We start from the raw sequence: 24,899 nt of genomic DNA on the forward strand, positions 1-24,899 counted from the left end.
TCATGAATTATATTATTTACCTGCTACTAGTATTAGTAGTACTCAATCCAGCACTCGCCCGAAGAATCAAAGGCATACCCAGCCCTGTTATTAATCAAATCGACAAGCCACTTAGCAGCCCAAATACAATCATCGAGCTACAAGGGCAAGGTTTTATCAAAGGTATGCCAAACGCTCACAAAGTAATTTTGACTAATAATGAACAAAAAATCAAAGCACAAGTCATCAAAGCCAATGGTGATATGCTTAGACTGCAAATTCCACCGGAACTAAGTTATGGTGACTTTGATATTTACGTCCAAATCAAAACTCGTCTACTCAAAAGCAAACGCAGCAAATCAAGTGAGCCATTATTACTAAGACCAGTCGCTCCAGCCAAACCAGACTTGAATTATCAAACAATACAGCATCAAAGTGAGTTAGATTACATATATAACAATGATAATGAGTTAGATTATGAATTATTAGACGAGATCAAAATCGGAGAAAATAAAATACAATCATTTTATTACCAAGATGGTTTTCAAAGTATCAAAAGTGAGCCCAGTAATTTTTATTATCTCCCAGAACTGGCTATAGAAAACCAACTTGAGATCAACTCTGAATTACCAATCGAATCTTTTGCTGTCAATAAATTCCTCGGTACAAAGTATGACGTCAGTCCAGTGACTAATACTGAGCTCAATGAACTCTCTAGACATTATTACCTCAAAACCCCATCCCGAGAGCGTTACCTAGAATATTCCATCGAGCTCAGCCCGGTCTTCATTGAGCAAATCCATGTTACAGAACCAGAATATGCACTAATCAAAAACAGATCAAGTACTGACTTCGATTTAAGCAATTGCAATTTTGCTGACAGTATAAGAGACCGCTATCAATTTACCAATGAAACAATTCCAGCCAAATCACAGCTACGTATCGAAACTAATCTTGGACTCAATGACACAGGAGCTGATCAACTAAAACTCAAATGTAGTGAAATAAGCATAGATCAGTTTGCTTATGACAAACTCGATGAAGCTGGCTTTGGGATTAAACTAAGGACTCGCTGAACAAGTGATTAAGCGGTCTTTGGCTTAGCTTGGACTTTTGTTTGAACTCTCTTTGTTTCTTTTTTACTTGCATCTATTGAGATCACTTCGGCAAGATTAATATTCTCTACCATCTGTCTAGTAACAGTGATTTCCTTGATTGTCTTCGATGAAGGTACCTCAAACATAAGATCTTTCATCACAGATTCAATGATACTTCGAAGTGCTCTTGCACCCATTTTACGCTTTTGAGCTTTCTGCGCAATAGCCACGATCGCATCATCGTTAAAAGTCAATTCAACTCCATCCATCTCCATGAGCTTGGCATATTGCTTAGTAAGTGAATTGCGAGGCTTGGTCAAAATCAGTTTGAGAGTCTCAATATCAGGAGCTTCTAAATAGGAGACAATCGGCATACGTCCGACAAACTCAGGGATCAAACCAAAATGCACTAAATCCTCAGCTTCAACATACTTGAATGACTCGCTAAGACGCTGTGCCTTCTCATCATCAGTAGTACTAATAGAACCAAAACCAACAGTCGAGTGTGATTTGAGCCTACGCTTGTCGATAGTTTTATCCAAACCAACAAAAGCACCACCACAAATAAACAAAATATTGCTGGTATCAAGCTCAATCATATCCATCTGTGGATGCTTACGATTACCATGAGCAGGAATATTAGCTTTGGTACCTTCGATCATTTTGAGCAAGGCTTGTTGCACGCCTTCACCTGAAACATCACGAGTAATAGATGGATTTTCAGATTTGCGAGTAATCTTGTCTATCTCATCAATGTAAATAATTCCTTTTTCTGCTTTCCCTAAATCATTATCAGCATTTTGATAAAGTCTCTGTAAAATATTTTCAGCATCCTCACCAACATAACCAGCCTCTGTAATAGTGGTGGCATCTGCAATTGCAAAAGGTACATTGAGATACTTGGCAAGTGTCTCTACCACGTGTGTCTTACCACTACCCGTTGGTCCTATCAATAAAATATTAGACTTTTGGATTTCTATCTCATTGTCTTTAGAACTAAAGTTGTGAAAAATTCTTTTGTAATGATTATAGACGGCAACCGACAAAGTCTTCTTCGCTTCATCACTACCAATCACATATTCATCAAGATGCGCTTTGATTTCCTTGGGTGTAGGAATCTTGTCAGCATCAAAAAGATCAAAGCCTAATTTCTTAGAGATTTCTTCTTCATGTTCCGAACTAATACCTTCATCAACCAGAATCTCATTACAGAGATGGACGCATTCGTCACAGATATAAATACCTGGGCCTGCTATTAGTTTTTGTACTTGATCTTGAGTTTTACCACAAAAAGAACATTGCAAGAGTGGGAGGTCTTTCTTTGCCATATATAGATTTAATTATAGTATGAATTTAGTTATTAGATTCAAGATCACCAGGACGTTTAATAACTACTTCATCAATCAAGCCATATTCCTTAGCTTGCTGTGCTGTCATGATATTGTCACGATCTGTATCTTTTTCAACAACATGAATATCTTTGCCAGTGTTATAAGCAAGAATCTGATTCAATAATTTCTTTAATCTCATAATCTCATTAGCTTGAATTTCAATATCAGAGGCTTGTCCTTGAGCACCACCAAGTGGTTGGTGAATCAAAACTCTAGAATTAGGTAAAGCCATTCTCTTACCTTTTTGTCCAGAACTTAACAAGAAAGCACCCATACTGGCACACTGTCCAAGACAGATGGTTACGATGTCAGCACGAACATGCTGCATAGTATCGTACATTGCAAGACCAGCAGTAACAGAACCGCCAGGACTGTTAATGTAAAAATAAATATCTTTTGAAGCATCTTCTGAATCAAGAAGAAGTAATTGTCCAACAATGATACTTGACACTGGATCGTTTACTTCTGAAGTTAGAAATATAATACGTTCTCTAAGTAGTCTTGAGAATAAGTCAAAGCTTCTCTCTCCTCTTGGAGTTGTCTCAATGACACTTGGCACATACATACTCGTTATGTTATTAGTTGTCCCATGCACATCAAAAGGATTTGGTAATCCTAAGTCTTGGGTTATTGCTCTAATGTTAGCTTTGGTCTCTCGTTTAATATCTCTGTAATCCATACCTATAAAATACCACATTTCACAACGAGTCTATCCTCAAAGTCACATCTGTTGCGTTATCTTCTAAGGATGCAAATTCTGGCGTGGCTTATCTTTAGCGTTACAATTACTATTAATGTCTACACTTTCTCAAAAAATCAACGAACAGCTCGAGAAAAACTATGTCGCTTTTCATAGCCCTGCTCATGCAGGCAAATTAAACGCCAGAGACCTCACCGAATTAGATGGTCTAGATGACTTGCAATACCCGGAAGGTGTATTAAAAGAATCTCAAGAATTTGTCGCAGAGATTTTTGGAGCCCAGCGTAGTTTCTTTTTGGTTAATGGGGCGAGTGTTGGCATGCAAGCAGCCTGTATCGCATTACAAATCTATCTCAATTCAATTAATGACACACGCCCTGTGTTAGTTGCCCGCAATGTTCATAAGTCGGTCATTGCAGGAATCATCCTTGCAGGTTTAACAATAGAGTGGTTTGAACCGGAGTGGAACGAAGAGCTTGGAATCTATACTGTCACCCGCCTTCACGATGCTACGGCGCGATCCAGTCAACAATATTCGGCAATCATTCTAAGCAACCCAACTTATGAAGGTTTTCACACCGAATTGAGCACAATGGATATTCCAGTCATTATCGACGAAGCGCACGGAGCCCATTACCAATTCTCCAATCAGCTTCCTGCAACGGCTTTAGAGCAAGGTGCTGATATCTCAGTGCAGTCATGGCACAAAACTCTCGGTAGCTTAGGTCAAACAGGAGTCTTGCATATTTCTAAACAATGCAAAATCCCAAGTCAATATATCGAAGACTCGCTACGACTATTACAAACAACCAGCCCGAGTTATTTACTGATGGAGAGTCTGACAGAAACAGCAAGCCTCTACGCTGATGAAGGTCAAGGAATAGTAGAAGAGACAATTCGCATCAGTAAAAAAATCAAACTCAATCCTTATCTCAATCACGACCCATATCGATTTATTATTCAAGGACCCGGTTTTGCTATAGAAGATCTATTGAAAGAGAATGGCATATTAATAGAAGCAGCTTATGACAACTTTGCGCTTCTGTTTATTAATCCTGGAAATGATATTGCGGATATAGTGAAGCTCAATGCGCAAGCAAGTAAAATCGAAGAATTGATCAAAAATCACAAGACTAAGCCAATCCCCTATTCCCCACTCCCTGGTCCCCATGCACTCAGAGAGGCTTTCTTTGCTGGTGATACAAGTATCGAAGCCCCTTGTCCGCCGGGTATTCCCCTAAAGATACCTGGATTCAATCAATAAGTATTGACCCCGTCCGCCAATCCGTATTAATATATTAATATGCAGAGTACTCAAGTAAGTTCTGCCATAAATACTCATCGAAATGACAAGCTTTTTTCATCAAGGCCAGACTCTGTTTCGCTTAATACCGGACGCCCCACTAACAATGATATCCATGAAGCACCCAAACTTGTATTAGGTAATCCTCCAGAAGATGCCAACAAGATTGGACAAGAAACTAGAAACAAAGCAATCAAAGAAATGAAATTTAACTTCATGGATATTTTCAAACCACATCAAGCCTTTATGAAGCTTGTTAACAAACTTCTTTATCAACCACAAAAAATACACCCTCTTAATTTAGCCATGAAATTCCAAGAATTGAAAAATGCAGGCTTACCAATGGAAGATCAATTTATCAAAACAAAAGACGATCAATATATAAGGATGTGGTTTGCCCAAAATTCAAAAGCTAATGCAATGACCAAAATTTATTTCCATGGCAACGCTGGAGATATAACTAGCTTTACTGATCAAGCAATTCAAGACTACCAAGATGGTTACAATGTCTGCATGGCAAGCTATAGAGGCTATTCTGGAACTAATGGTATTCCAACTGAACAAGGCTTGATTAATGATGGACTTGCTATATTTGAAGAATTAATAGATAGACGTGGTATTGCAGCTGAGACTATTGATATTAAAGCTCATTCACTTGGCGCGGCTGTAGCTATTCATGCTATTGAGCAAAGGAATAGAGAACGTAACCCTGCTTACTACAAAGAAATGAAGAATATTAAATCAATAGCTGATTTAGATAAACTGATTATAGAACGCTTTAATCATCTCACACTAGGCTCGACGTTTGTGAGCATTAAAGAACTAGCAAGAGATAAGTTTAAATTTATACCAAACTTCATCAAACAATTACTCACAAAAAACATTTGGGACAACAAAGGTAAAATCAGACTACTCTCCAATATAAAACATATTAGATTTCTTCATGGAGACAAGGATCAAGTTATTCCTCTTAGACACGGGCAAGAATTACAACAGTTTGTTCGAGGATTGGGAATGCCATCAGAAATAATAATCGCTGAAGGAGCTGATCATGATAATGTCTCTGCAACCCTATCAAAACAAGGTAAACTCTATGCGATCAAAGCTTTAATACCGTATCAAGGACATTACAATCATATAACCAACCCTCTTTCTCACAGTGAAAAATATGCTGCAGAACATGCCGTTGATGTTTGTACGCCAATAGGTAGTCCAATATCTGCAATGAGAGATGGTACCGTAATTGATGTTCAAGATCAGTTTGAAGAACATCCTCAAGATTTTAGAGCAGAAGCTGATGAAAAAATATTAGAAAAACTCTCTCAAAAAACTAACTACATTTTAATCAAAGGAGAGGATGGCTTAATACAAACCTATCTGCACGTACAACAGGCTAGCTCTAAAGTCAAAGTTGGCGACAAAGTCAAAGCTGGACAAGAAATCTGCAGCAGTGGTCACAATGGTGCAACAACTGAACCACATATTCATTTGGAAATATCTATTGAGGATGAATCAGCACCAAATGACAAGGTTTCTCTACCAATCCAGTTTACAACAACCCTCTAAAAGGAATAGAATTACAAAATCTTGCACCAAACCAAACCTAAACACCTAAAGCATCTGGAAGAACACAAGTTCCACAAACTAATAATTGGTGCAGCACTCAAGGATTATAAAACGATAGAAGAGTACTCTCAGCTCTTCACTCATGCTGGAGCCGATGTAATAGATATTTCTGCTTTCCCGCATTCTGTTATTTCTGCTAAACAAGGAATCGCTAATGCACTTAAAGAAGATGCTAATTTAACAGTGCCATTAATAATGGTTAGTGTGAATATAGGACAAGACCCCCACTTCAGACGTATAGAACTTCAAGAAGAAAACTGCACTGAGTGTTTGGCATGTGTCCCAACTTGTCCTTCTGGGGCTTTTCAAAATAACGAGTTTAGCTACAATGATGATTTATGTTTTGGCTGCTCTCTCTGCCTACCGAGTTGCCACTTTGACGCACTCAAATTCACAAACTGGTCAGCTTTTGAAACCAAGTCACTAATTGAGCTTCAAGAGCTTGGAGCAAGAGCAATTGAAATCCATCTCAATAATGACCTTCATGCCTTTAGTGAATTCTATAAATCAATTCCAGAATTTGAGCTAGAGTCATTTTGTATTGGCTCTGGGCAAATGGACCCAGCTCAATTAGTCAAAGCAGCTGAAACTATAATCCAGGAAGTCAAAAACAAACATGATGCAGCTAAAGCATTAATTATCCAGGTTGACGGCAAAGCAATGTCAGGTGCCGCTGAGCAGAACACTGACATCGTAAGTATCGAAGCAGCTAAATCAATAATGCATTTGCAAAGTGATACCGTATTTATTCAATTAGCTGGTGGTATCACTGACCAGAGTTTTACTAAAGCATTTAAAGCAGGTGTCAAAGTCAATGGAGTTGCAATTGGATCTTACGCACGCAAAAAAATATCTACTATAAGGAAGTTCTCAAACAAAATAGAATTCGCCGCAAAACTAGTGCAAAACCCGGGAACACAGAGCCTTGATAATTAAACTTTAATCAGCAAATCAAATTATCTAGCAAAAACAGGGCAATTTCGTCTATACAGACTAGGTAAAAGCCGTAAAACATAGTTACAAATTAACAATTCACAGGTATAATGCAAATAGGCGCCGTAGCCAATCACGATGACTAAAGTTAAAGCGATTAAGTTTCTAAATAAAATATTAAGATCTTGTTTCATTGGTCAGAATGAATTCGACTTAGCACGCCTAAACAAAGGAGAATCATAAACATATGATGGTAGATATTAGGAACGACGACGTAGCTGAAATCATCGAGCTACTCCCAGTGACAATACAAAAGATACTCAAAGAACATGACCTCAGCAGACTAATAGAAATAGTAATCGACCTTGGCAGAATCCCCGAAGCCAGATTTGCAAAAAACAAAACAATACTACTAGGTGAGACAAGCGCCACCAAAGACACCATTAAAAATATAACAAGCCAGATCGGAGAATTCGATCACTCAAATAGAACAGGACTCGAAGGCACATTACACAGAATAAGTTGTGTCAAAAACAAAAATAACATAGTAATAGGATTAACAATGCGAATTGGCAGATCCATCTTTGGCACCATTCAAATCATCAAAGACTATTTAGACCAAAATAAATCTGTACTACTCTTGGGTCCTCCAGGTGTAGGCAAAACTACTATGTTAAGAGAGATTGCTCATCACCTTTCAACTCAAAAGGAAAAACGTGTAGTTGTCATAGATACATCAAACGAGATTGCAGGAGACAGTGATATACCACACGCAGCAATCGGCAGATCGCGTAGAATGCAATTACCATACGACAAGAAACAACACGATGTAATGATTGAAGCTGTTGAAAACCATACACCAGAAGTCATTGTTATTGATGAGATCGGAACCAAAGAAGATGCCGAAGCAGCAAGAACAATCGCAGAACGTGGTGTAACGCTAGTTGGAACGGCTCATGGTATCAATATAGAAAACGTAATCCAGAATCCAACTCTTAGTGATTTGGTTGGTGGAATACAATGCGTTACTCTTGGCGACGAAGAAGCCAAAAAGCGCGGTACCCGCAAAACCATATTAGAGAGAGCTTCTAAACCAACTTTTGATATTTGTATTGAGATCATTGATAAATATACAGTCAATGTGCACAAGAATGTAGCCAATAGTGTTGACGCGATATTACGTGAATCACCAATACATCCAGAACTGCGCAAGCGCGATAAGGAAACAGACGAAGTTACTATTTTAGAAAGAGCAGAGACACAAGCAGGTGTTGCAGAGTTACCTTTTCACAAAGATAGTATGACAATTGCTATTTATCCTTACGCGATCAGTAAATCATTACTCAAAAGAGCAGCAAGCACTTATAGCGAAATCAAATTCTCTATAGTGAACACGCTTGATGACGCTGATGTGGTTTTTGCACTCAAGAGTTACACAAGCGCTGATTCCAAGATCTTTAAGATCACAGAATCAAAAAACCTAACAATCAAGATTGTCGATGAGAATTCACTAGGCAAAATTAGCCAAAGCCTGGAGCAGTTGGTTATTGACCTTCCTTATATAGACAAAGACTGGAATAATGCACAAGGTGGTATTGCAGACCTTGAGAGCATTAAGCTAGCAAAGCGAGCTATATAACAACTCAAAGATTCACTAGATCTCATTACAATAAAGGAAGAGCTCTTCAACAGGGCTCTTTTCTTCATTTAGAAACCCTTTATTAGCAAGGTGTTATAGCTTCACTAAAAAAAATATCCCAATTTTAACCCAAGCTTAACTTCTATAGGTTAAATAAATCATAGTTGGGCAAAAGTCCTAGCTACAAGAAGGAAAATCATGGTAACGATCAAAGTATCTATTACAGACCTCAAGTCAGCCATCAGCAAGGCCCAGGCAAAGGCCGCTAATGCAGAAAATAAAAATACAGACAATAGAATCCTTGATTCACAAATCAGAGGCGCCAATGCAAGAGTTAAAGATGCAGAATCTGCTGTAACCAGATCTGAAATGACCAAGCAAGAGGCTCAAGACAAATTATCACCACCACCAACAAAACAAGTAACTTCTGACGGAAAGAAAGGCGGCACCAAGACAGTTGTAGACGAAAGAGAAAAAGATAAATTACAAGCTCAAGTAAGAGCAGCTGATACGCAAATTCAACAAGCACAATCTGCAGTTGAAGACTCTCGTGCTGAAGCAGAGAAATTGACTTCTCAAGCATTAGATGGAGCTGGAGTAAGCGGACAGCAGCAGCAAGCAATGGGTGAACTTTCTGATCTTGTTTCTCAGCTTAAAGCTACAGCTGAAAATGCTACTGAAGATGAGTTAACAGGAGATGATTTCCAAACTAAATTAAAATCAGCAGTAGATCAATCAGCCAAACTAGCAGAAGAATTACCAAATAAGGGAAATGAAGCTCTTATTAGTTTCTGGAAGGAAATACAAGAAGGTTTTGAATCAATTAAAGAAGATTTTACGACGGGTACAACACCAGATGCTTATGAAATCCCAACCAATGACGATGATAATAATTATGCTCAGTTCTTCCAAGATTTTAACACTGGAATGGCAAAACTAATTACCAGACTAGAACCGGGTGGTACTGACGAGGACGCATTAGCTGATCCATCCGGAACAATAGTAACAAGAATCACAAAGGCACGAGATTCAATAATGGACAAGTCAGGCAAATTCCTACAGGGACTTAACGAGAATGACACCAAAAAATTAACAGAATTGATGGATCAAATCAATATCATGAATAACAATCTTGATAAAGATAGAGAAGTTCCAAGTACTGATTTTTCAAAATTGATTGCTTCAACCAATGGATTTTCTAATATATTAGAAAATGGAGGCGGCAACTTTAATCTAATACTAAATACTCAATTCAACACCCTTGATAGTAGTGCTGGAAGAATCCAAAACAATATCCCAGCAAATCAAAGATTTACAGACCTGATGACTACTTTAGGTGGCATCAATAATCCAAATCAATACAATGGATTACTTGCAACTGACTTTGAAGCAATCAAAGGGATCCAAGAGCAATTTGCTGATGCATCTACTGCAATTAGGAACCAAGGTGGCTTTAGTACAGATGGAACAGGATTTAGTGAGCAAGACTTCACGGAATTGATGGATCAAACAGAGGCATTAGCGACGAGATTAACAGAGGATTACAATCTTAATCCACCACCAGTAGTAACTAATTCAGGTTCAGGTACAACACCTAATGGTCCACCAGTAAATAGTAGACGAAGAGGCGAAGCAGCATCAAGGGTAGGCTCAGTGGGAACAAGGTAACAAGGGAGAAAACAATGACAACAACAATAACATCATACTTACAAAAAACAAAACTCTATGAAGAAAAACTTCTTGAGATATATTCTAAGAAGCAAAGCATCATGCAAGTTTTGAAAGCGGCAGTAGCGCAAGAAGAGCATTTCCGCAAGGGTGCTCACCTCAATAGCAGCACTGTATTAATCAAAGCAGAAAACAGTGATGAAACTGGTCTTTGGACAGTTACAATCGAAGTAGATCACGGCAAGGTAGTTTACACCTGCATGGATGAAGATGCAAACCATATCAATATCTTCAGTATTCCAAACGCCAAATATATCAAAGACAAAGAGAACTTGTCAGAGGGTGAAATTAAAGCGATTCAAATTCATGCTTCAAACTCAATAGACCTCAACCTTAAAGATGTAAAGACTTTGAGAATGGCTAAAGAGCATTTCAAAGATGACTATGTTCTTAAGCATGTACCTCTTTATCACTTAGATTCAGACAATGCAGCAAGATTTATCATCTGGCACATCAAAGCATACAAAAAAGTATTCAAAGATTATATCAACACTTTTGAATTCCTTTGGGAAGGTACTAGCTTTAAGAATGCTAGAAGCTTAGCTAAAGAAATGGTTGCAAGAGATTTAGTTGCAGCAGATTATTTCAAAGTAGAAGAGCAGAAGGAACTAACAGAATCACTGGGCTAACGTGAGGATAAAATATAATGGCAAACAGCATAACTCAATCAGCAATAGAAGCAACAGGTGATGGTCACAAAATCACCGAGAAAAGCACAATGCAAGCTTACCAGCAGCAAAAAGAAGAAGCTACTTTTCTTGGTGAAGCAGCACAAACTGGACAAGAAAGATCTAAAGCTATCTCTGAATATTTTTCAAGTGGAGCTGAACAAAGTAAGCAACAAGGCATGAACCTCATGCAAAGTGGTACTGTCAAAAAAGCAGTGGGTTTCGGTTTTGTCGCACTAGGAGCATCCTTCAAAGCAATGGCAGCAATTCCATTTATTGGACCAATGAAAGCAGCAGCAGGTATTGAAATGATGGCCAAGGGTGCTGGTAAAATCGCTGAAGGTGTTATTGATCATAGCCAAGGCAAGAAATTAATTGCAGCAGCTAATGAAGCATTAGAAAAAGCAACTAATCACAAAGTTATAAGTAAAGATCACGCCAAAGTTGCAAGAAAAGAAATCAACAGAGCAACAATCTTTGAACGCAAGATTGAAGTATTAAGACAAATGCTCGACGAACTTGGTATCGAAAATGAGGACATGAGCGCTGAGGATTTAGAAAAACTCAAAATAGAATTCACTGAGAATTTTGATAAGAATTTTGAAGATGCTGCATCAACCCTATTAAACGGCGGCATTATGGCTCTTGATGGTATTCAAGACGAAGCTGGCAAGGAGACAGGAACTCAATTCTTTATCAAAGAAGGCGATGATTACTTCGCTCTTGATGTTCCAAGAGACGATCTTGGCAATCCGTTAACTGGTGAAAGAGGCGAACCACTAATCAAGTTTGACGAAGAGCAAGGTAGACATCTTGGTGAATTAGTTGTAGACGAAGATTTGATTGATTTACTCGACACCAAATTTAAATTTGTAGACGCTCTTAAAAGCATGGCAGCAGAACTAAGTACTACTGGTTTTGACTCCAATGAAAATGCAGTATCTATACCATATGACTTAGGTAATAGAGAACATCTTGAAGAATTTGTTGATCTGGTTTTTAAAACTAATATTAATGACATTAAACAAGGTAGAGCACCAGCACCACTTCTATTAACTGAGGAAAATGGTGAACCTGGTTTCCAAAAAGTTGAATATGATCTTGATCCAAACTCTCCAACCTTTGGTAGAACTATACCTGTAGGTATCTTTGTTTCATTCTTTGAAATGGGTGGTGGTGAAGATCCTCGAGGTGATGGTATTGAATCATTTACTTATGCTATTGAAAGAAGTCAAAGATCATTAGCAGAAGTTGGACTTAATCAAGGTGGCAATATCTATGGCTATGTTGGACCAACAACAGATCGCCAGCAAGACTTTGCACAAAACACAGACAGTGGCGACTTTGGAGAATTAAGTGGAAGAAACAGCGATGCTTTTGCTGCTTTTCAATCAAGTATCAGTAGCACAGTAGAACTTAGTCAAGCAAGAAGTATCTTCAGCTCTCAAAGAGACATCCTCGGTGGATCTCAAGCAGACGCTGTAGGGGAAGGGCAAGCGTAAAAAAAAAGGAAAGACATTATGACAGCAGCAGGGGTAAAATCACAACTAAAATCGGCAATAACAAGTATTCAGAGTAAGGCTTCAGAAGTTGCTACTGGCTCATTTGCCCAAGATGTCGCAGCTGACAAAGCGACACAATCACAAAGTATTGTCAGAATCAAGGAGAGTGTTACAAGTGCTCGCGAAAAAGATTTAGACAATATTCTAGAGAAGCTCAACCCTCCACCAACCAAAGATATTGATACAGGTGGTAAGAACGGTGGTACCAAAACTGTAGTGGATAAAGAAGAAGTTGCTAAACTGGAAAGACAAAAAAATAATATTCAAGGACAACTTGAGCAAGCAAGATCTGACGTAGAAACAGCAAGATCTGAAGCTGCTACAGATGCAACAGCAGCTCTAGAGAAAGCCGGAGTAACAAAAGAAAAACAATCAGAGATGGGCTCTCTACTGAGTCAAATTAATTCAATGAATGATAGTCTCGCTAAAGGAGGCACAGTATCCGAAGATCAAGTCAAACAAATCACTGATAAATTCGCCAGTATTAGTGCTGACCTGGGTAAAGACGATAACGTCTCTGGGGCAATCACTAAAGCCTTCTATAATCCAGTCAAAGCAGGATTGGAGAAAATGCTTAAATATATTGAAAAACCAGTCGCGCCAAGAGATACAAATCCTCAACCGCCAGCACCAGCTGGCACAGTGAATGCTGATCTTGCTGCAGTTGGCATTACTGGTCAAAAATCCGATGACATTATTGGTTTTATGGAAAGAGTAGCTAATGTTGGCAAAGGCATTGAAGCAGGAGGAAGCTATACTGAAGCGCAAATGCAAACTTTGTTGGACGATCACACAGCCCTTACTTCTGGACTGACTGAAGCTCAACAGACTAGTGCACCATTAACCGAATTAAAAACATCTGTCTTCTCTGTAATAAGGGCTAGTGGTCATGGTGACGCAGTACTACCAACAGCTGGGGCTAACACTGGCGGATAATTATTTTTCTTCCAGTTTCTCTCTAAGCGATTTCAAATGATCTCTATAAAGAGCAGCATTCTCAAAGTCTAAAGATTTTGCAGCATCTTTCATTTCATCCTCGAGCTTATCAATAGCTTGTATCAAATCACGCTTGGACATTTGAGCCAGTGGTTTAGTGAGCATGCTATCAAATAAAGCACTAGCTGCTATTCTTTGCTCTTCATCCAACTTATCAAAAGCATCAAGAATTGGATTAGAAACAGGTTTTAAAACAGTTCGAGGAATTATACAGTGTTCAATATTATGAGCAACTTGCATTGCTCTACGTCTATCAGTTTCATCAATCGCTTTTGCCATACTATCTGTAGTCCTGTCTGCAAACATAATTACTTTAGACTTGGAGTTACGCGCAGCTCTACCAATCATCTGAATCAAAGTACGGTAATTTCTCAAGAATCCTTCTTTGTCGGCATCCATAATACAAACAAGCGAAACCTCTGGTAGATCAATCCCCTCTCTTAACAAATTCACACCGACCAAAACATCGTACTCATCTTTACGCAAATCGTTCAATAATTTAATTCGATCAAGTGACTTGATTTCACTATGTAAATAACGAGCAGCTATTTCATGTTCAACCAAATACTCACTCAAATCCTCTGCCATCTTTTTGGTTAAAGTATTAACTATCACTTTTTCGTTCTTCGGGAAATACATGGTCGCATCGGCTGCATGATATTGCTCAGGATCAAGTGACCTTGCGGTACGGATCTTAATTTCTTCAATTAATTTATCAACTTGTCCTTTGGTTTCGTGAATCTCAAGCTCTGGATCAACCAAACCAGTTGGTCTAATTATCAATTCAGTTGGTTCAGGACTGCGCTCTAGCTCTTCTTCACCAGGAGTAGCAGAGACATAAATAATCTGCTTGGCTCTTGAATCAAACTCTTCATATTTAAGAGGTCTGTTGTCAATTGCACAAGGTAAACGAAAACCATAGTCAACTAAAACAGACTTGCGACTTAAGTCACCATAATACATCGCTCTTAATTGAGGCAATGTCATATGCGACTCATCAATGAAGCAAATCCAACCATCCTCTCCATAACGGCGATTCATATAATCAATCAAAACCTTGGGAGAAGATCCTGGTTCACGTTCTTCTAATATTCGCGAATAATTCTCAATACCATTGCAATAACCTACTTCTTTGATCATCTCAATGTCATATCTGGTTCGTTGCAAGATTCTTTGAGCTTCGACATCCTTGCCTTGTTTTTTAAACTCATTAACCTTATCTTCAAGCTCTTTTTCAATTTGTTTAACTGCTCTTTCCAAAGTATCTTCATCAGTGACATAATGCTTAGCAGGAAAAACCTTAACTTCTTCCATCAACTCCAAAATCTCACCAGTGAGCCGGTCAACGTAGGCGAGCCTTTCAATTTCATCTCCAAAAAATTCTATCCGGAGGATTCTTTCTTCATCAGCCTGATGAATCTCAATAATCTCACCACGAACTCGAAACAAACCACGAGTGATCTGAGTATCATTGCGGCGATATTGAATTCCAACCAATTGATTCAAGAATTCCTTCAAGTCAATCAACATGCCGACTTCAAGCAAGATCGCTGACTTGAAATACAACTCAGGAATCCCCAAACCATAAATACAACTCACCGATGCGACCACTATCACATCATCTCTTTCAAAAATTGACCTGGTGGTTGAATACCTCATTCTATCAATATCATCATTGACTTTAGCCGTCTTCTCTATAAAGGTGTCAGAGTGAGGGATATAGCTCTCTGGCTGGTAATAATCATAGTAACTAATAAAATACTCAACCCTATTCTCTGGGAAGAATTCCTTGAACTCATTACAAAGCTGCCCAGCCAAAGTTTTGTTGTGTGCCAAAACCAAAGCCGGTTTTTGAGTCAGCTCAATAATCTTGGCCATCGTAAAAGTCTTACCAGAACCTGTGATCCCCAACAAAGTCTGTCTTGGAACTGCGTCTTTAACCCTTTGGACTATTTCTTCAATAACTTTGGGTTGATCACCAGCTGGCTCAAACTTGCTTTGGACTTTAAAGTGGTCTTGCTTTGTTTCTTGCACTTCTTTATTATAGCTTAAAGCCAATATGGACCAGCTGCAGCAAACAGTCTTAACAAACGAAGCTCTGTCAGAAACAAATTTCAGTAGTGAGAAAAGTAAAAAATCTCCTACTTATCAAAATGCTATAATCAAACAAATGACGGCAGAAATTAAATCACAGAACATAGATGGCAAAGGAATTGCAGAGACAATCCATGCCGAACTCAAAGCCAAAATCGCAGCCAAAGTTGGAGCACACCCAGAACTAAGAGCACCTGGACTTGCGGTGATTTTAGTTGGTGATGATCCAGCTAGTAGTTTTTATGTCAATAAAAAACAACAGTCATGTGCAGCAGTTGGAATTCAATCATTCAAAACAGTTCTTCCCAAAGAAACCACTAGAGAAGAATTGATTGGCACTATCGAAAAATACAACGCTGATCCCAAAGTAGATGGGATTTTGCTTCAGTTACCTTTGCCTGAAGCAATCAGACCAGATACACAAGAAATTATTGATCATATCAACTTCAATAAGGATGTCGATGGTTTAACAACTTACAATCTTGGACTTTTAGTTGTCAATGATCGCAAAGCTATTTATCCATGCACACCTAAGGGCTGTATGGAACTACTCAAAAGAACTGGCATAGAACTTCAAGGTGCCAAAGTCCTTGTAATTGGCAGAAGCACTCTTGTTGGCAAACCAATTAGCCTAATGCTCAACCAAGCCAATGCCACAGTCACCATGGCACATAGTAGAACTAAGAACCTAGAAGCAGAGCTTGCAGCTGCTGACATTGTCATACCTGCAATTGGAGTACCGGAGTTTGTCAAAGGCGCTAATCTCAAACCAGGAGCTGTCGTCATTGATGTTGGAATCAATAGCATCACAAGAGATGGCAAAAAGAGACTGGTTGGAGATATGGACTTCTCCTCAGCCCAAGGTATCGCTTCACATATTACGCCCGTACCTGGCGGGGTTGGACCAATGACAGTTGCGATGTTATTGAGTAATTGTTTTGAGCTTTACGAAAGGGCTTAGAAACCTTTAAAGCTATTCTTTCCCTCTTTCTTCTCCCCAAGCTCCCCATTCCCTATATCTTATTTTTGCGATACAATTCAATAATGGTCAACGGACAAATTGGATTAATAGCAGCTCTAGCACTAGTCAATGGCCTGGTTTTACTAGGACTTAGTGCAGGCATTCAAAAAGTTTTTGGGATTGCTGATCCGGGTGGTGTCAAAAATGAATCCTATGAGTGTGGTATGAAACCAGCGATGGATGCTGTCGTTCAATTTGATATCAAATACTACTTATTTGCTATCCTCTTTATTATTTTTGATGTTGAATTTGTTTTCTTAATGCCTTGGGCAAGCTTGTTTAATGCTAGTCCAACTGGTAGTCGTGGATTTATAATTATTGAAGCCTTTGTTTTTGTTGCTATTTTGATGTTTGGATTAATTTATGCCTGGAAGAAAGGTGCGCTAAACTGGCACCAAGACTCTCACTAAGTTCAATTCAAACTCTTTAAACCAGTCAGTATGTTAAGTACATCTATTGGTTTCGCCCGATACCTATAATCAGGATTTGCAAAGGCGTATCTTATAATCATGTTTTCATCAACAATATAAGTGGCGGGAACAGGTAGCTCATAAGACAAATCACCGTCTGTAACTGTTGTACTTAAGCCAAGTTCACTCCAAAGATCAATATCGGATTCAGATTTGTAAACGAGATTATATTTTTGAGCTACCTTATTTCCACTATCACTTAGAACCTCAAAGCGCAAAGCATTTCGGTCCATAGTATTCAAGCAATAATCGGGTCGTTCTGAGGAAATTGCAATTACGCCCGCACCTAGTGCTTGAATTTGAGTCAGTATTTTTTGATAAGCGCGAAGTTCTAAATAGCAGTATGGACACCAACCTCCACGAATAAAACTCAAAACCAATTTACCGTTTTTTACCAAATGACTAAGTTTGATTTTTTTACCGACCGGATTTGCAATTACAAAATCGGGTGCTCGGTCTCCTATTTTTAAGAAATCATTTGAAATCGATGACGACTTCAGTAAATTAATTTTGTCTTGAATACTTTTGAGTGTCTTGGGATGCAAGTCGTTTATCAACTCATCTTTGAGAAACTCTATTCTTTCGTATACTACGCGATTGTCATTTTCTGCCATTTTCCCCTTCACTCTTTTCTCCTTTTAGCCCCCGCTATTAACTCCCTGTTGACTATAAAAATAGATATTGACCTAATCTTTGATCGAAAATGGGTATAGAAAATCGATAGCAGTGATCAAGTTTGTTGATATCGATGCTTTGTATAGCTAAGCAAAATGACCACGTGCTTGGGAAGGACTACTTTATACAGGGATAGAGTACATACAGGGAGCCAAATTTGTCGTTAAGCTATGATGAGATAGAGACTTTGATTACTGTCGTTGAGATGGGTAGCTTTAGAGCAGCCGGGCTCAAATTGCACAAAGCACAATCATCTATCAGTTATTCAATTAAAAAAATAGAAACTGACCTAAGAGTCAGAATTTTTGATCGTGACGGACAGAAAGCTAGTCTCACTGAAGCCGGCAAAGTTGTTTATAATAAATCACTTGCTATTTACAAAATCAATCAAGAGATAAGTGCCTTTGGTCAATCTCTTGTTGGTGGAGTTGAAACCAAAATCAATTTGGTAGTTTCAGCCGTAACACCAACTCCTGTCTTGATGGAGATCTTTAAAGAATTCAACTCTGCCTACCCGCAAACAAGTATAGAACTGATATTCAAAACATTTGGAGAGCCGACCGAGATGCTGATGGCAGGTGAAGCTGACTTAGTTGTCACTTCATGCAAAACACATATCAACACAACTGAAAGATATAAATGGAACACAATTGAATTCTTGCCGGTGACAAGCGCTGATCATGAAGCTGCAAATCCAGAACTTGCTGAAGAAGAATTACATAATCTCACTTACTTAGTTGTTGGTGGTAGATCCACTCTAGCTAAAAAGCTGCCAGCATCAGTAGTAGAGAATGCCAATGTTTGGAATATTACTGATTTTTTGATTAAAAAAGAACTGCTTATTAATGGTCTAGGTTGGGGTTATATGCCTAGGCAACTAATCGCAAGAGAATTAAATGAAGAACTATTAGTTAAAGTACCAGCCAAAAACATCATGTACAAACAACTTGATTTAGTTCGCAAAGAATCTCCTTATCATGGTAAAGCAAGTCAGTTTCTTTGGACTTTGTTTTTAAAATACTGCAATAATACAAATCCAAAGCCACTAGCAATAGATTTCAAAAGAGCTAAGCACGCATGGGCAGGACTAAATTCTCAACATATTTTGCAATCAAATCAATTTCCAGGTTAAGACTAGAACCCAGTTCCAACTTAGACAAGTTGGTCATCTCCCATGTTTTCGGAATGATACAAACCTTGACTTGATTGCCATTAATTGCAGCAACAGTAAGGCTGATACCATTAAAACAAATCGATCCTTTGTGGATTACATACTTGGTTGACTCTGCAGGGATTTCGATTATTAACTCATAACTACCATCAACAGACTCCACACTAATCAAACGCGCAACAGCATCCACGTGCCCTTGAACTATATGACCGCCTAATCGATCACTCGCTCTCAAACATCTTTCAAGATTGACTTGAGTGCCTGGTTTATAATTATTGAAATTGGTTAGCTTGAGGGTCTCATCAATAGCAGTTACCTCAAAGCACTGAGACTCAATCTTAGTAACAGTCTGACATACCCCATCAATCGCAATACTGTCCCCAAGCTTCATGTCTTCAAGCACGAGTCTAGCTGCAACTTCTATATTCAAGTTGCTTCCTGCTCTTTCAAGTTTGCTTATAATGCCTTGTTCTTCTATTAATCCGGTGAACATATTAAATAACTTTGGCAGTCTTAATATGAACTGGATTAGCAGTCCCGTCAGAACCTGGTGAAGGTGGCACGTTTTCTTTCATTATAAGGTGCACTACATCCATTCCACTAACTACTTGTCCAAATACAGCATATCCATAAGGATCAGAACCGCCTGGATTTAAAAATGGTTGCGGTCCAAGATCAATAAAGAACTGTGAGCTTGCTGAATTAGGATCTGAAGTTCTTGCCATCGCTACTATACCCGCTTTATTGTGTGGGTGCTTACCTGTCCATTCATGCTTAATATATCTTGTCTTCTTAGTTTCTGGATCAACGAAGTTACCAGTACCGTTGCCAAGCGGGCAACCACCCTGAATCATGAAACCAGAAATTAATCTATGAAAAGTCAAACCATTATAGAACTTACGCTCTACAAGATCTTTGAAATTGCCAGCAGTAATCGGTGCATCATCCATAAACAACTCGATTTGGATTTCGCCCTTGTCTGTTTCTAATGAAACAACTGGGTTTGCTTTTGTTTGCTCTTTGGCAACTTGTTCTATTAATTCTGATGTCATATCTTTCTTTTCCTTCTTTATTTCTTGAGCTATGCTGTAACCTGCAAAACCAAGCATAAGTACAAGCGCTAAAATCCATGTTTTCAATTTCATAATCAAATTATAACGCCAAAACTACGCTGTGGGAGTTGCAGTTTCTTTTTTAGCTTTGGGCTTAGATTCTTTGTTCTCTTGGTCAATAAGTTTTTGTTTAAAATCTTTGGCGATACGCGATGAATCTTCACGCAATCTAGTTGACTTAGTACCAACACGGTTACGCATGTAATACAACTTAGCTCTTCTCGCTTTACCTTTACGGAGTACTTTCAGTTCAACTACTTTTGGTGAGTGCACCATGAAAGTACGTTCAATTGCAATTCCTTGAAAAGTTCTTCTGACAGTAAATGACTTATTGATACCACCACCCTTGATAGCGATAACCATTCCTTCAAAATTCTGAGTACGTTCTTTAGTACCCTCACGAATCAATACCTTGACACAAACATTGTCACCAACTTGAAAATCAGTAAAATCTGTTTTCAGTTGGCTGGCTTCTATTTTTCTTAGGGTTTCTTGGCTCATACAGCTGGTAATCATAGCAAATCTGGAGCTTGCTGCGTCTTGTTAATACTTAAAAAACCCTAAGAATATAAAGTTTTGCCATGAATTTAACTTACTGGGCTGCAAGCAACCGAGTTTTCACTAGATTCGGAATAGGCTAGACAAGAGCTTTGGATCGATATTTCCACCTGAAATAATCAAACCAGCCCTAGAAATACCATCCAATGGCACTTTTCCCTTCATTAAAGCGGCGACAACTAAGGCAGAACTAGGTTCTATCACGATTTTCATCCGTTCTATCACATAACTAAGCGCCTCGATGATCTCAGCTTCACTGATCAAAATCACCCCATCCATTTGGTCCTTGAGTATCTCAAAAGGCAGCTTACCTGGCGTGCATAATGAAACCCCATCTGCAATAGTTTTGGGGGCCGGAATGGACATACGCTTGCCGGCTTTAATCGACAAATCCCAGTCATTAGCGACTTCTGGTTCAACTCCATAAACCTTGATCTTGGGATTATAAGCGCGTGCTGCAATCATAGTGCCAGACAACAAACCGCCACCACCAAGCGGAGTCATAATTAAATCCAAATCAGGAATCTCGTGCATCAATTCAAGAGCTGCTGTTCCTTGCCCCGCTATAATATCGGGATCATCATAACCATGAATCAAAGTCACACCTTGCTCTATCAATCTTGTTGCAAGATCATCTCTATCATCTTTTTCACGATCAAAAAATTCTAACTTTGCTCCGTAACCAGCAGTCGCCTCGATCTTGCTTGGCGGCGCATCTTCTGGTAAATAAATAGTAACTGGCACTCCCAATAACTTGGCAGCAAGCGCAACTCCCTGCGAATGATTCCCTGAAGAAATTGCAACGATACCTTTCTGCTGGAGTTCAGGATTATTACTAAGTCTTTTGGCGATGCAATTATAAGCACCTCTGAATTTAAAAGCACCAACTCGCTGAAAATTTTCACACTTGAGAAAGACCTGAACCCCACAAATCTCACTGAGATTACGAGAAGTCATCACTGGAGTTTTGTTAGCGACACCCTTGAGCCTGTTGACTGCTGCAACAACGTCATCGAAAGTAACCATGATTTGATCAGTGTTTGACATTGAGTTCATTATAGCAAAGCATTAGCTCTCGTCACCAATTGCATCAAGAAAATTATCCACGGTATCTCTGTTTACAGGTAAATTGAATTGCGCTAGAGCTAGATCTTTTGCTTCCATAAATTTAGCTAACATTTCAGTAAAAAAATTACGGAAATTCTGTTTCAATTCTTCTGGTACAGTATCTTGTAATTTACAAATTGCTAATGACACCAGAGCTTGAAAACCGAATGCATTTAGTAGCGCTTCTGCTAAGTTTTTACGCGGCATAGGTTTATAGTCATCTTCAGAGCTAAGTTTTGGCTCCTTAAATTCAGCCTCTAATCTAGTTATTGAACCAGGCTGTTTTGCCAAGTGCAAAACAAGTTCAAAAAAATTATCATCAAGTAAGCTCTTTGGAGTTATAGAAGGATAGGCTAACATACAATAAAGTATTTTAAACAAGTCATCTTGACTATACCTCTTCGTCATAAGGTCAAAATCAACATCACGCATAATAATTCCCAATAATCGTGAAACAACTGGTGCTGAATTAGACTTTAAGGCCTCATCTAAAAAACTTTGTAACGAATCTCGATTATAATGTGCACAAATCATATAAGCGCTTGTAGCCAAAGCTCTTTGTCTATGAGCAAGATTGGTATTCAAGGCAAGATTTTTCAATTCAGCTAGAACCTCATTCTTATCATGATCAAGGAAACTTACAAATTGATTCAAGGTTGTATAATCATTGCTGATGCCAAGCAAAACTTTTTGAGCTATCTCCCATTCTGGTTGAATGTCAAAATGCATAAAGTATTTTGCAAGAAAATATGCTGATCGCTGATTAGAACTAGGATCATCTAAACTAGCCTTTATCAATTCTTGAATAGTATCAATGTCGGGTCTGCTTAGAACTTCTTCTGTCAAAATAGTAATTTGCTGCTTACTGAAATTCCCTGTTAGAAATACTTCACTAACATGCTCACTTGAATAACTACTCAGCCCTAAATCATCGTTCCCATGATGTAAAGCCTTAACACTTGATTCCAAATCATCGTGAAGCCTAGCAAATCTATTTTTATCGCCTGGACTTAAACTGACAATTTTATTCGGGTCAACTATTGTTTGAACTAACTCAATCACAGATCACAATCTTAACATAATATCAATAGTAATTGGCAAGTCTTTTATTAAATATTTTAGTCTGGGTCAACTAACTTAAGATGAAGCTCATCAAGCTGCTCTTGATCTGTTTCTGACGGTGCAGAAGACAGTGGACAAAAAGCACTTTGATTCTTAGGAAAAGCAATGACATCACGAATAGTCTCTGAGCCAGTCAAGAGCATCACAAAACGATCCAGTCCAAGTGCGATTCCACCGTGAGGCGGTGCACCGAGTTCAAGCGCTTCAAGCAAGAAACCAAATCTTGCTTGTGCATTCTCATCACTAATACCGAGTGCTTTAAAGATACGTCTCTGTACATCCATCTTGTGGACTCTGATAGAACCACCACCAAGCTCAACACCGTTGAAAATAATGTCGTAAGCATTAGTTCTAACATTGGCTGGATCAGTTTCTAATTTATCAAGATCTTCTTCAACAGGCATGGTGAATGGATGATGATTTGCTTTAAAACGTTTTGATTTGTCATCCCATTCAAACATCGGAAAATCTACAACCCAAACTAATTTAATATCACGTGAATCAAGCAAGTCTTCATTTCGAGCAATTTGTAAACGCAACTTACCCAGTACATGCTGTACTAGCTTGGCTTTATCAGCAACAAACAGTAGTACATCTCCTGCCTCTGCTTTGCAAAGCTCTGTAATTTGCTCAAGCTCTTCTTCTTTAAAAAATTTGGCGATTGGAGAAGCGATCTCATAGCCGCCCTCTTCATCAGTAGGCTTGTAAGTAACCCAAGCAAGGCCTTTAGCCCCATACTCTGAGCTCATAGCAAGATCACGCAAGTCATCAATATCTTTACGACTGAGCTTCGCTCCGCCTTTGTAGTTGATCGCATTAACTATGCCACCGTCTTTGGCAACAGAAGCAAATGCTTGAAACTCTGAACCAGCCATAATTTCACTAAGGTCAACTAGCTCCATATCAAAACGGAGATCTGGTTTATCAGAACCAAAACGGCTCATCGCATCAGTGTGAGTGATACGTTCAAACGGTGCTTCAACTTCAACACCCATCACTTCAAAAGCAACCTTGATCAGTCCTTCTGTCGCAGACATGACTTCTTCTTGAGTAACAAAGCTCATCTCCAAGTCGATTTGAGTAAACTCAGGTTGTCTATCAGAACGAAGATCTTCATCACGAAAACATCTAGCAACTTGATAGTACTTGTCAAAGCCACTCATCATAAGCAATTGCTTATAGAGCTGCGGCGATTGCGGCAAAGCATAAAAATTGTTTGGGTGCACTCTACTTGGAACTAAGTAGTCTCTTGCACCTTCAGGTGTTGACTTAGAAAGTATCGGTGTTTCGATATCTAAAAAGTATTCACTGTTAAGATAGTTTCTCATCGCATGAACAATCTTGTGTCTATTGATGATGTTCTCGCGTTTCTTTTCATTACGCAGCTCTAGGTAACGGTATCTAAGTCTCAGATCTTCATTAACTTCTTCTGCTAAATCAATCTGGAAAGGTAGAACCTTACAAGTGTTGAGGATCTCAACTTCAGTTGGATAGATTTCAACAGCACCAGATTTAATAGAAGTATTTTGAGAACCTTCTGGTCGAATAGTAACTGGTCCCTTACAAGAAATTACATACTCCGTTTTTACCTTCTCAAAAATCTTGTGTGCTTCTGGATTTTTAGTAGGGTCAGTTACAACTTGAATTGTGCCCTTGTGATCTCTAAGATCGATAAAAATGATTCCACCAAGATCTCTTGCTGTTTCAACCCAACCTGCAACAATTGCTTCCTGTCCGGCACTAGCTTCAGTCAATGAAGCTGAACTATGGGTTCTTTTTAAACTAGTCGAGCCTTGCACTTTCATTTTTACTTTGGTTACTGTTTTCACAGCTTCCTATTCTACTATGCCCTTTTCCCACCCGTACCTAGTAGTTCACAATTCTACAGATAATTTCAATAATTAAAATCATCATTAATCCCCTGAACTCGTAGTCCATACAGGAAAT

21 protein-coding genes and 1 pseudogene are annotated in these 24,899 nt (G+C 38.7%); 12 read left to right on the forward strand and 10 right to left on the reverse strand.

The genetic code is table 11. The features are described from left to right. The first annotated feature begins 2 nt into the window (after positions 1-2). Positions 3-1,055, forward strand: coding sequence for a hypothetical protein (locus tag O3C63_00110; protein ID MDA0771327.1), 1,053 nt, complete (start codon positions 3-5; stop codon positions 1,053-1,055). An 8-nt stretch (positions 1,056-1,063) separates the two neighbouring features. Here the strand turns inward: O3C63_00110 and clpX are convergent, their stop codons facing one another. Beyond that, entirely contained in the window at positions 1,064-2,404 is a 1,341-nt protein-coding gene (gene clpX / locus O3C63_00115) for an ATP-dependent Clp protease ATP-binding subunit ClpX (protein ID MDA0771328.1), read from the reverse strand. A gap of 25 nt (positions 2,405-2,429) precedes the next feature. Next, positions 2,430-3,032, reverse strand: coding sequence for an ATP-dependent Clp endopeptidase proteolytic subunit ClpP (gene clpP / locus O3C63_00120; protein MDA0771329.1), 603 nt, complete (start codon positions 3,030-3,032; stop codon positions 2,430-2,432). 229 nt (positions 3,033-3,261) lie between these two features. Here clpP and O3C63_00125 point away from each other — a divergent pair, with 229 nt between their 5' ends. The 8 genes from O3C63_00125 (at position 3,262) to O3C63_00160 (ending at position 13,562) form a co-directional block, all read left to right on the forward strand. Next, positions 3,262-4,431 (forward strand): hypothetical protein, encoded by a 1,170-nt coding sequence (locus O3C63_00125; GenBank protein ID MDA0771330.1) that lies wholly within the window; start codon positions 3,262-3,264, stop codon positions 4,429-4,431. Between the two features lie 39 nt (positions 4,432-4,470). Beyond that, positions 4,471-6,036, forward strand: coding sequence for a peptidoglycan DD-metalloendopeptidase family protein (locus tag O3C63_00130; protein ID MDA0771331.1), 1,566 nt, complete (start codon positions 4,471-4,473; stop codon positions 6,034-6,036). A gap of 21 nt (positions 6,037-6,057) precedes the next feature. After that, positions 6,058-7,032 (forward strand): 4Fe-4S binding protein, encoded by a 975-nt coding sequence (locus O3C63_00135; protein ID MDA0771332.1) that lies wholly within the window; start codon positions 6,058-6,060, stop codon positions 7,030-7,032. Positions 7,033-7,276: 244 nt separating this feature from the next. Next, complete coding sequence (locus O3C63_00140) at positions 7,277-8,668, forward strand: AAA family ATPase (GenBank protein ID MDA0771333.1); 1,392 nt, start codon at positions 7,277-7,279, stop codon at positions 8,666-8,668. A gap of 198 nt (positions 8,669-8,866) precedes the next feature. Continuing rightward, positions 8,867-10,336 carry a hypothetical protein gene (locus O3C63_00145; GenBank protein ID MDA0771334.1) on the forward strand — a complete coding sequence of 490 codons (1,470 nt, stop codon included), beginning with the start codon at positions 8,867-8,869 and terminating at the stop codon, positions 10,334-10,336. 14 nt (positions 10,337-10,350) lie between these two features. Next, on the forward strand, positions 10,351-11,025 hold the full coding sequence (locus O3C63_00150) for a hypothetical protein (GenBank protein MDA0771335.1): 675 nt from the start codon (positions 10,351-10,353) through the stop codon (positions 11,023-11,025). Between the two features lie 17 nt (positions 11,026-11,042). Further along, on the forward strand, positions 11,043-12,566 hold the full coding sequence (locus tag O3C63_00155) for a hypothetical protein (protein MDA0771336.1): 1,524 nt from the start codon (positions 11,043-11,045) through the stop codon (positions 12,564-12,566). Between the two features lie 18 nt (positions 12,567-12,584). After that, entirely contained in the window at positions 12,585-13,562 is a 978-nt protein-coding gene (locus O3C63_00160) for a hypothetical protein (protein ID MDA0771337.1), read from the forward strand. Here the strand turns inward: O3C63_00160 and uvrB are convergent, their stop codons facing one another. Beyond that, positions 13,563-15,656 carry an excinuclease ABC subunit UvrB gene (uvrB, locus tag O3C63_00165; protein ID MDA0771338.1) on the reverse strand — a complete coding sequence of 698 codons (2,094 nt, stop codon included), beginning with the start codon at positions 15,654-15,656 and terminating at the stop codon, positions 13,563-13,565. Positions 15,657-15,792: 136 nt separating this feature from the next. On the opposite strand from uvrB, the gene folD reads away from it, so the two are divergent. After that, the gene (gene folD / locus O3C63_00170; GenBank protein ID MDA0771339.1) at positions 15,793-16,677 is read left to right on the forward strand and encodes a bifunctional methylenetetrahydrofolate dehydrogenase/methenyltetrahydrofolate cyclohydrolase FolD; all 885 of its coding nucleotides are present in this window, start codon (positions 15,793-15,795) and stop codon (positions 16,675-16,677) included. An 83-nt stretch (positions 16,678-16,760) separates the two neighbouring features. Then, the gene (gene ndhC / locus O3C63_00175) at positions 16,761-17,147 is read left to right on the forward strand and encodes an NADH-quinone oxidoreductase subunit A (protein MDA0771340.1); all 387 of its coding nucleotides are present in this window, start codon (positions 16,761-16,763) and stop codon (positions 17,145-17,147) included. A 2-nt stretch (positions 17,148-17,149) separates the two neighbouring features. On the opposite strand, the gene O3C63_00180 is transcribed toward ndhC, so the two are convergent. Next, on the reverse strand, positions 17,150-17,833 hold the full coding sequence (locus O3C63_00180; GenBank protein MDA0771341.1) for a peroxiredoxin-like family protein: 684 nt from the start codon (positions 17,831-17,833) through the stop codon (positions 17,150-17,152). Between the two features lie 206 nt (positions 17,834-18,039). On the opposite strand from O3C63_00180, the gene O3C63_00185 reads away from it, so the two are divergent. Beyond that, a complete protein-coding gene (locus tag O3C63_00185; GenBank protein ID MDA0771342.1) occupies positions 18,040-19,014 on the forward strand; it encodes a LysR family transcriptional regulator in 975 nt (324 codons plus the stop codon). Here O3C63_00185 and O3C63_00190 read toward each other — a convergent pair. The 6 genes and pseudogenes from O3C63_00190 to aspS form a co-directional block, all read right to left on the reverse strand. After that, positions 18,950-19,546, reverse strand: coding sequence for a riboflavin synthase (locus O3C63_00190; GenBank protein MDA0771343.1), 597 nt, complete (start codon positions 19,544-19,546; stop codon positions 18,950-18,952). The genes O3C63_00185 and O3C63_00190 overlap by 65 nt on opposite strands. Before the next feature lies 1 nt (position 19,547). Then, a complete protein-coding gene (locus O3C63_00195; protein ID MDA0771344.1) occupies positions 19,548-20,198 on the reverse strand; it encodes a peptidylprolyl isomerase in 651 nt (216 codons plus the stop codon). 126 nt (positions 20,199-20,324) lie between these two features. Beyond that, positions 20,325-20,666 (reverse strand): annotated as a pseudogene (rplS, locus tag O3C63_00200) (50S ribosomal protein L19). Positions 20,667-20,786: 120 nt separating this feature from the next. After that, positions 20,787-21,770: a pyridoxal-phosphate dependent enzyme gene (locus O3C63_00205; GenBank protein MDA0771345.1), complete on the reverse strand. Its 984-nt coding sequence runs from the start codon at positions 21,768-21,770 to the stop codon at positions 20,787-20,789. Between the two features lie 21 nt (positions 21,771-21,791). Further along, positions 21,792-22,892 carry a hypothetical protein gene (locus O3C63_00210; GenBank protein MDA0771346.1) on the reverse strand — a complete coding sequence of 367 codons (1,101 nt, stop codon included), beginning with the start codon at positions 22,890-22,892 and terminating at the stop codon, positions 21,792-21,794. A gap of 56 nt (positions 22,893-22,948) precedes the next feature. After that, positions 22,949-24,757, reverse strand: a complete 1,809-nt coding sequence (gene aspS / locus O3C63_00215; protein ID MDA0771347.1) for an aspartate--tRNA ligase — start codon at positions 24,755-24,757, stop codon at positions 22,949-22,951. Between the last annotated feature and the right edge of the window lie 142 nt (positions 24,758-24,899).

This window comes from Cyanobacteriota bacterium (assembly GCA_027618255.1).
Lineage (GTDB): Bacteria > Cyanobacteriota > Vampirovibrionia > LMEP-6097 > LMEP-6097 > JABHOV01.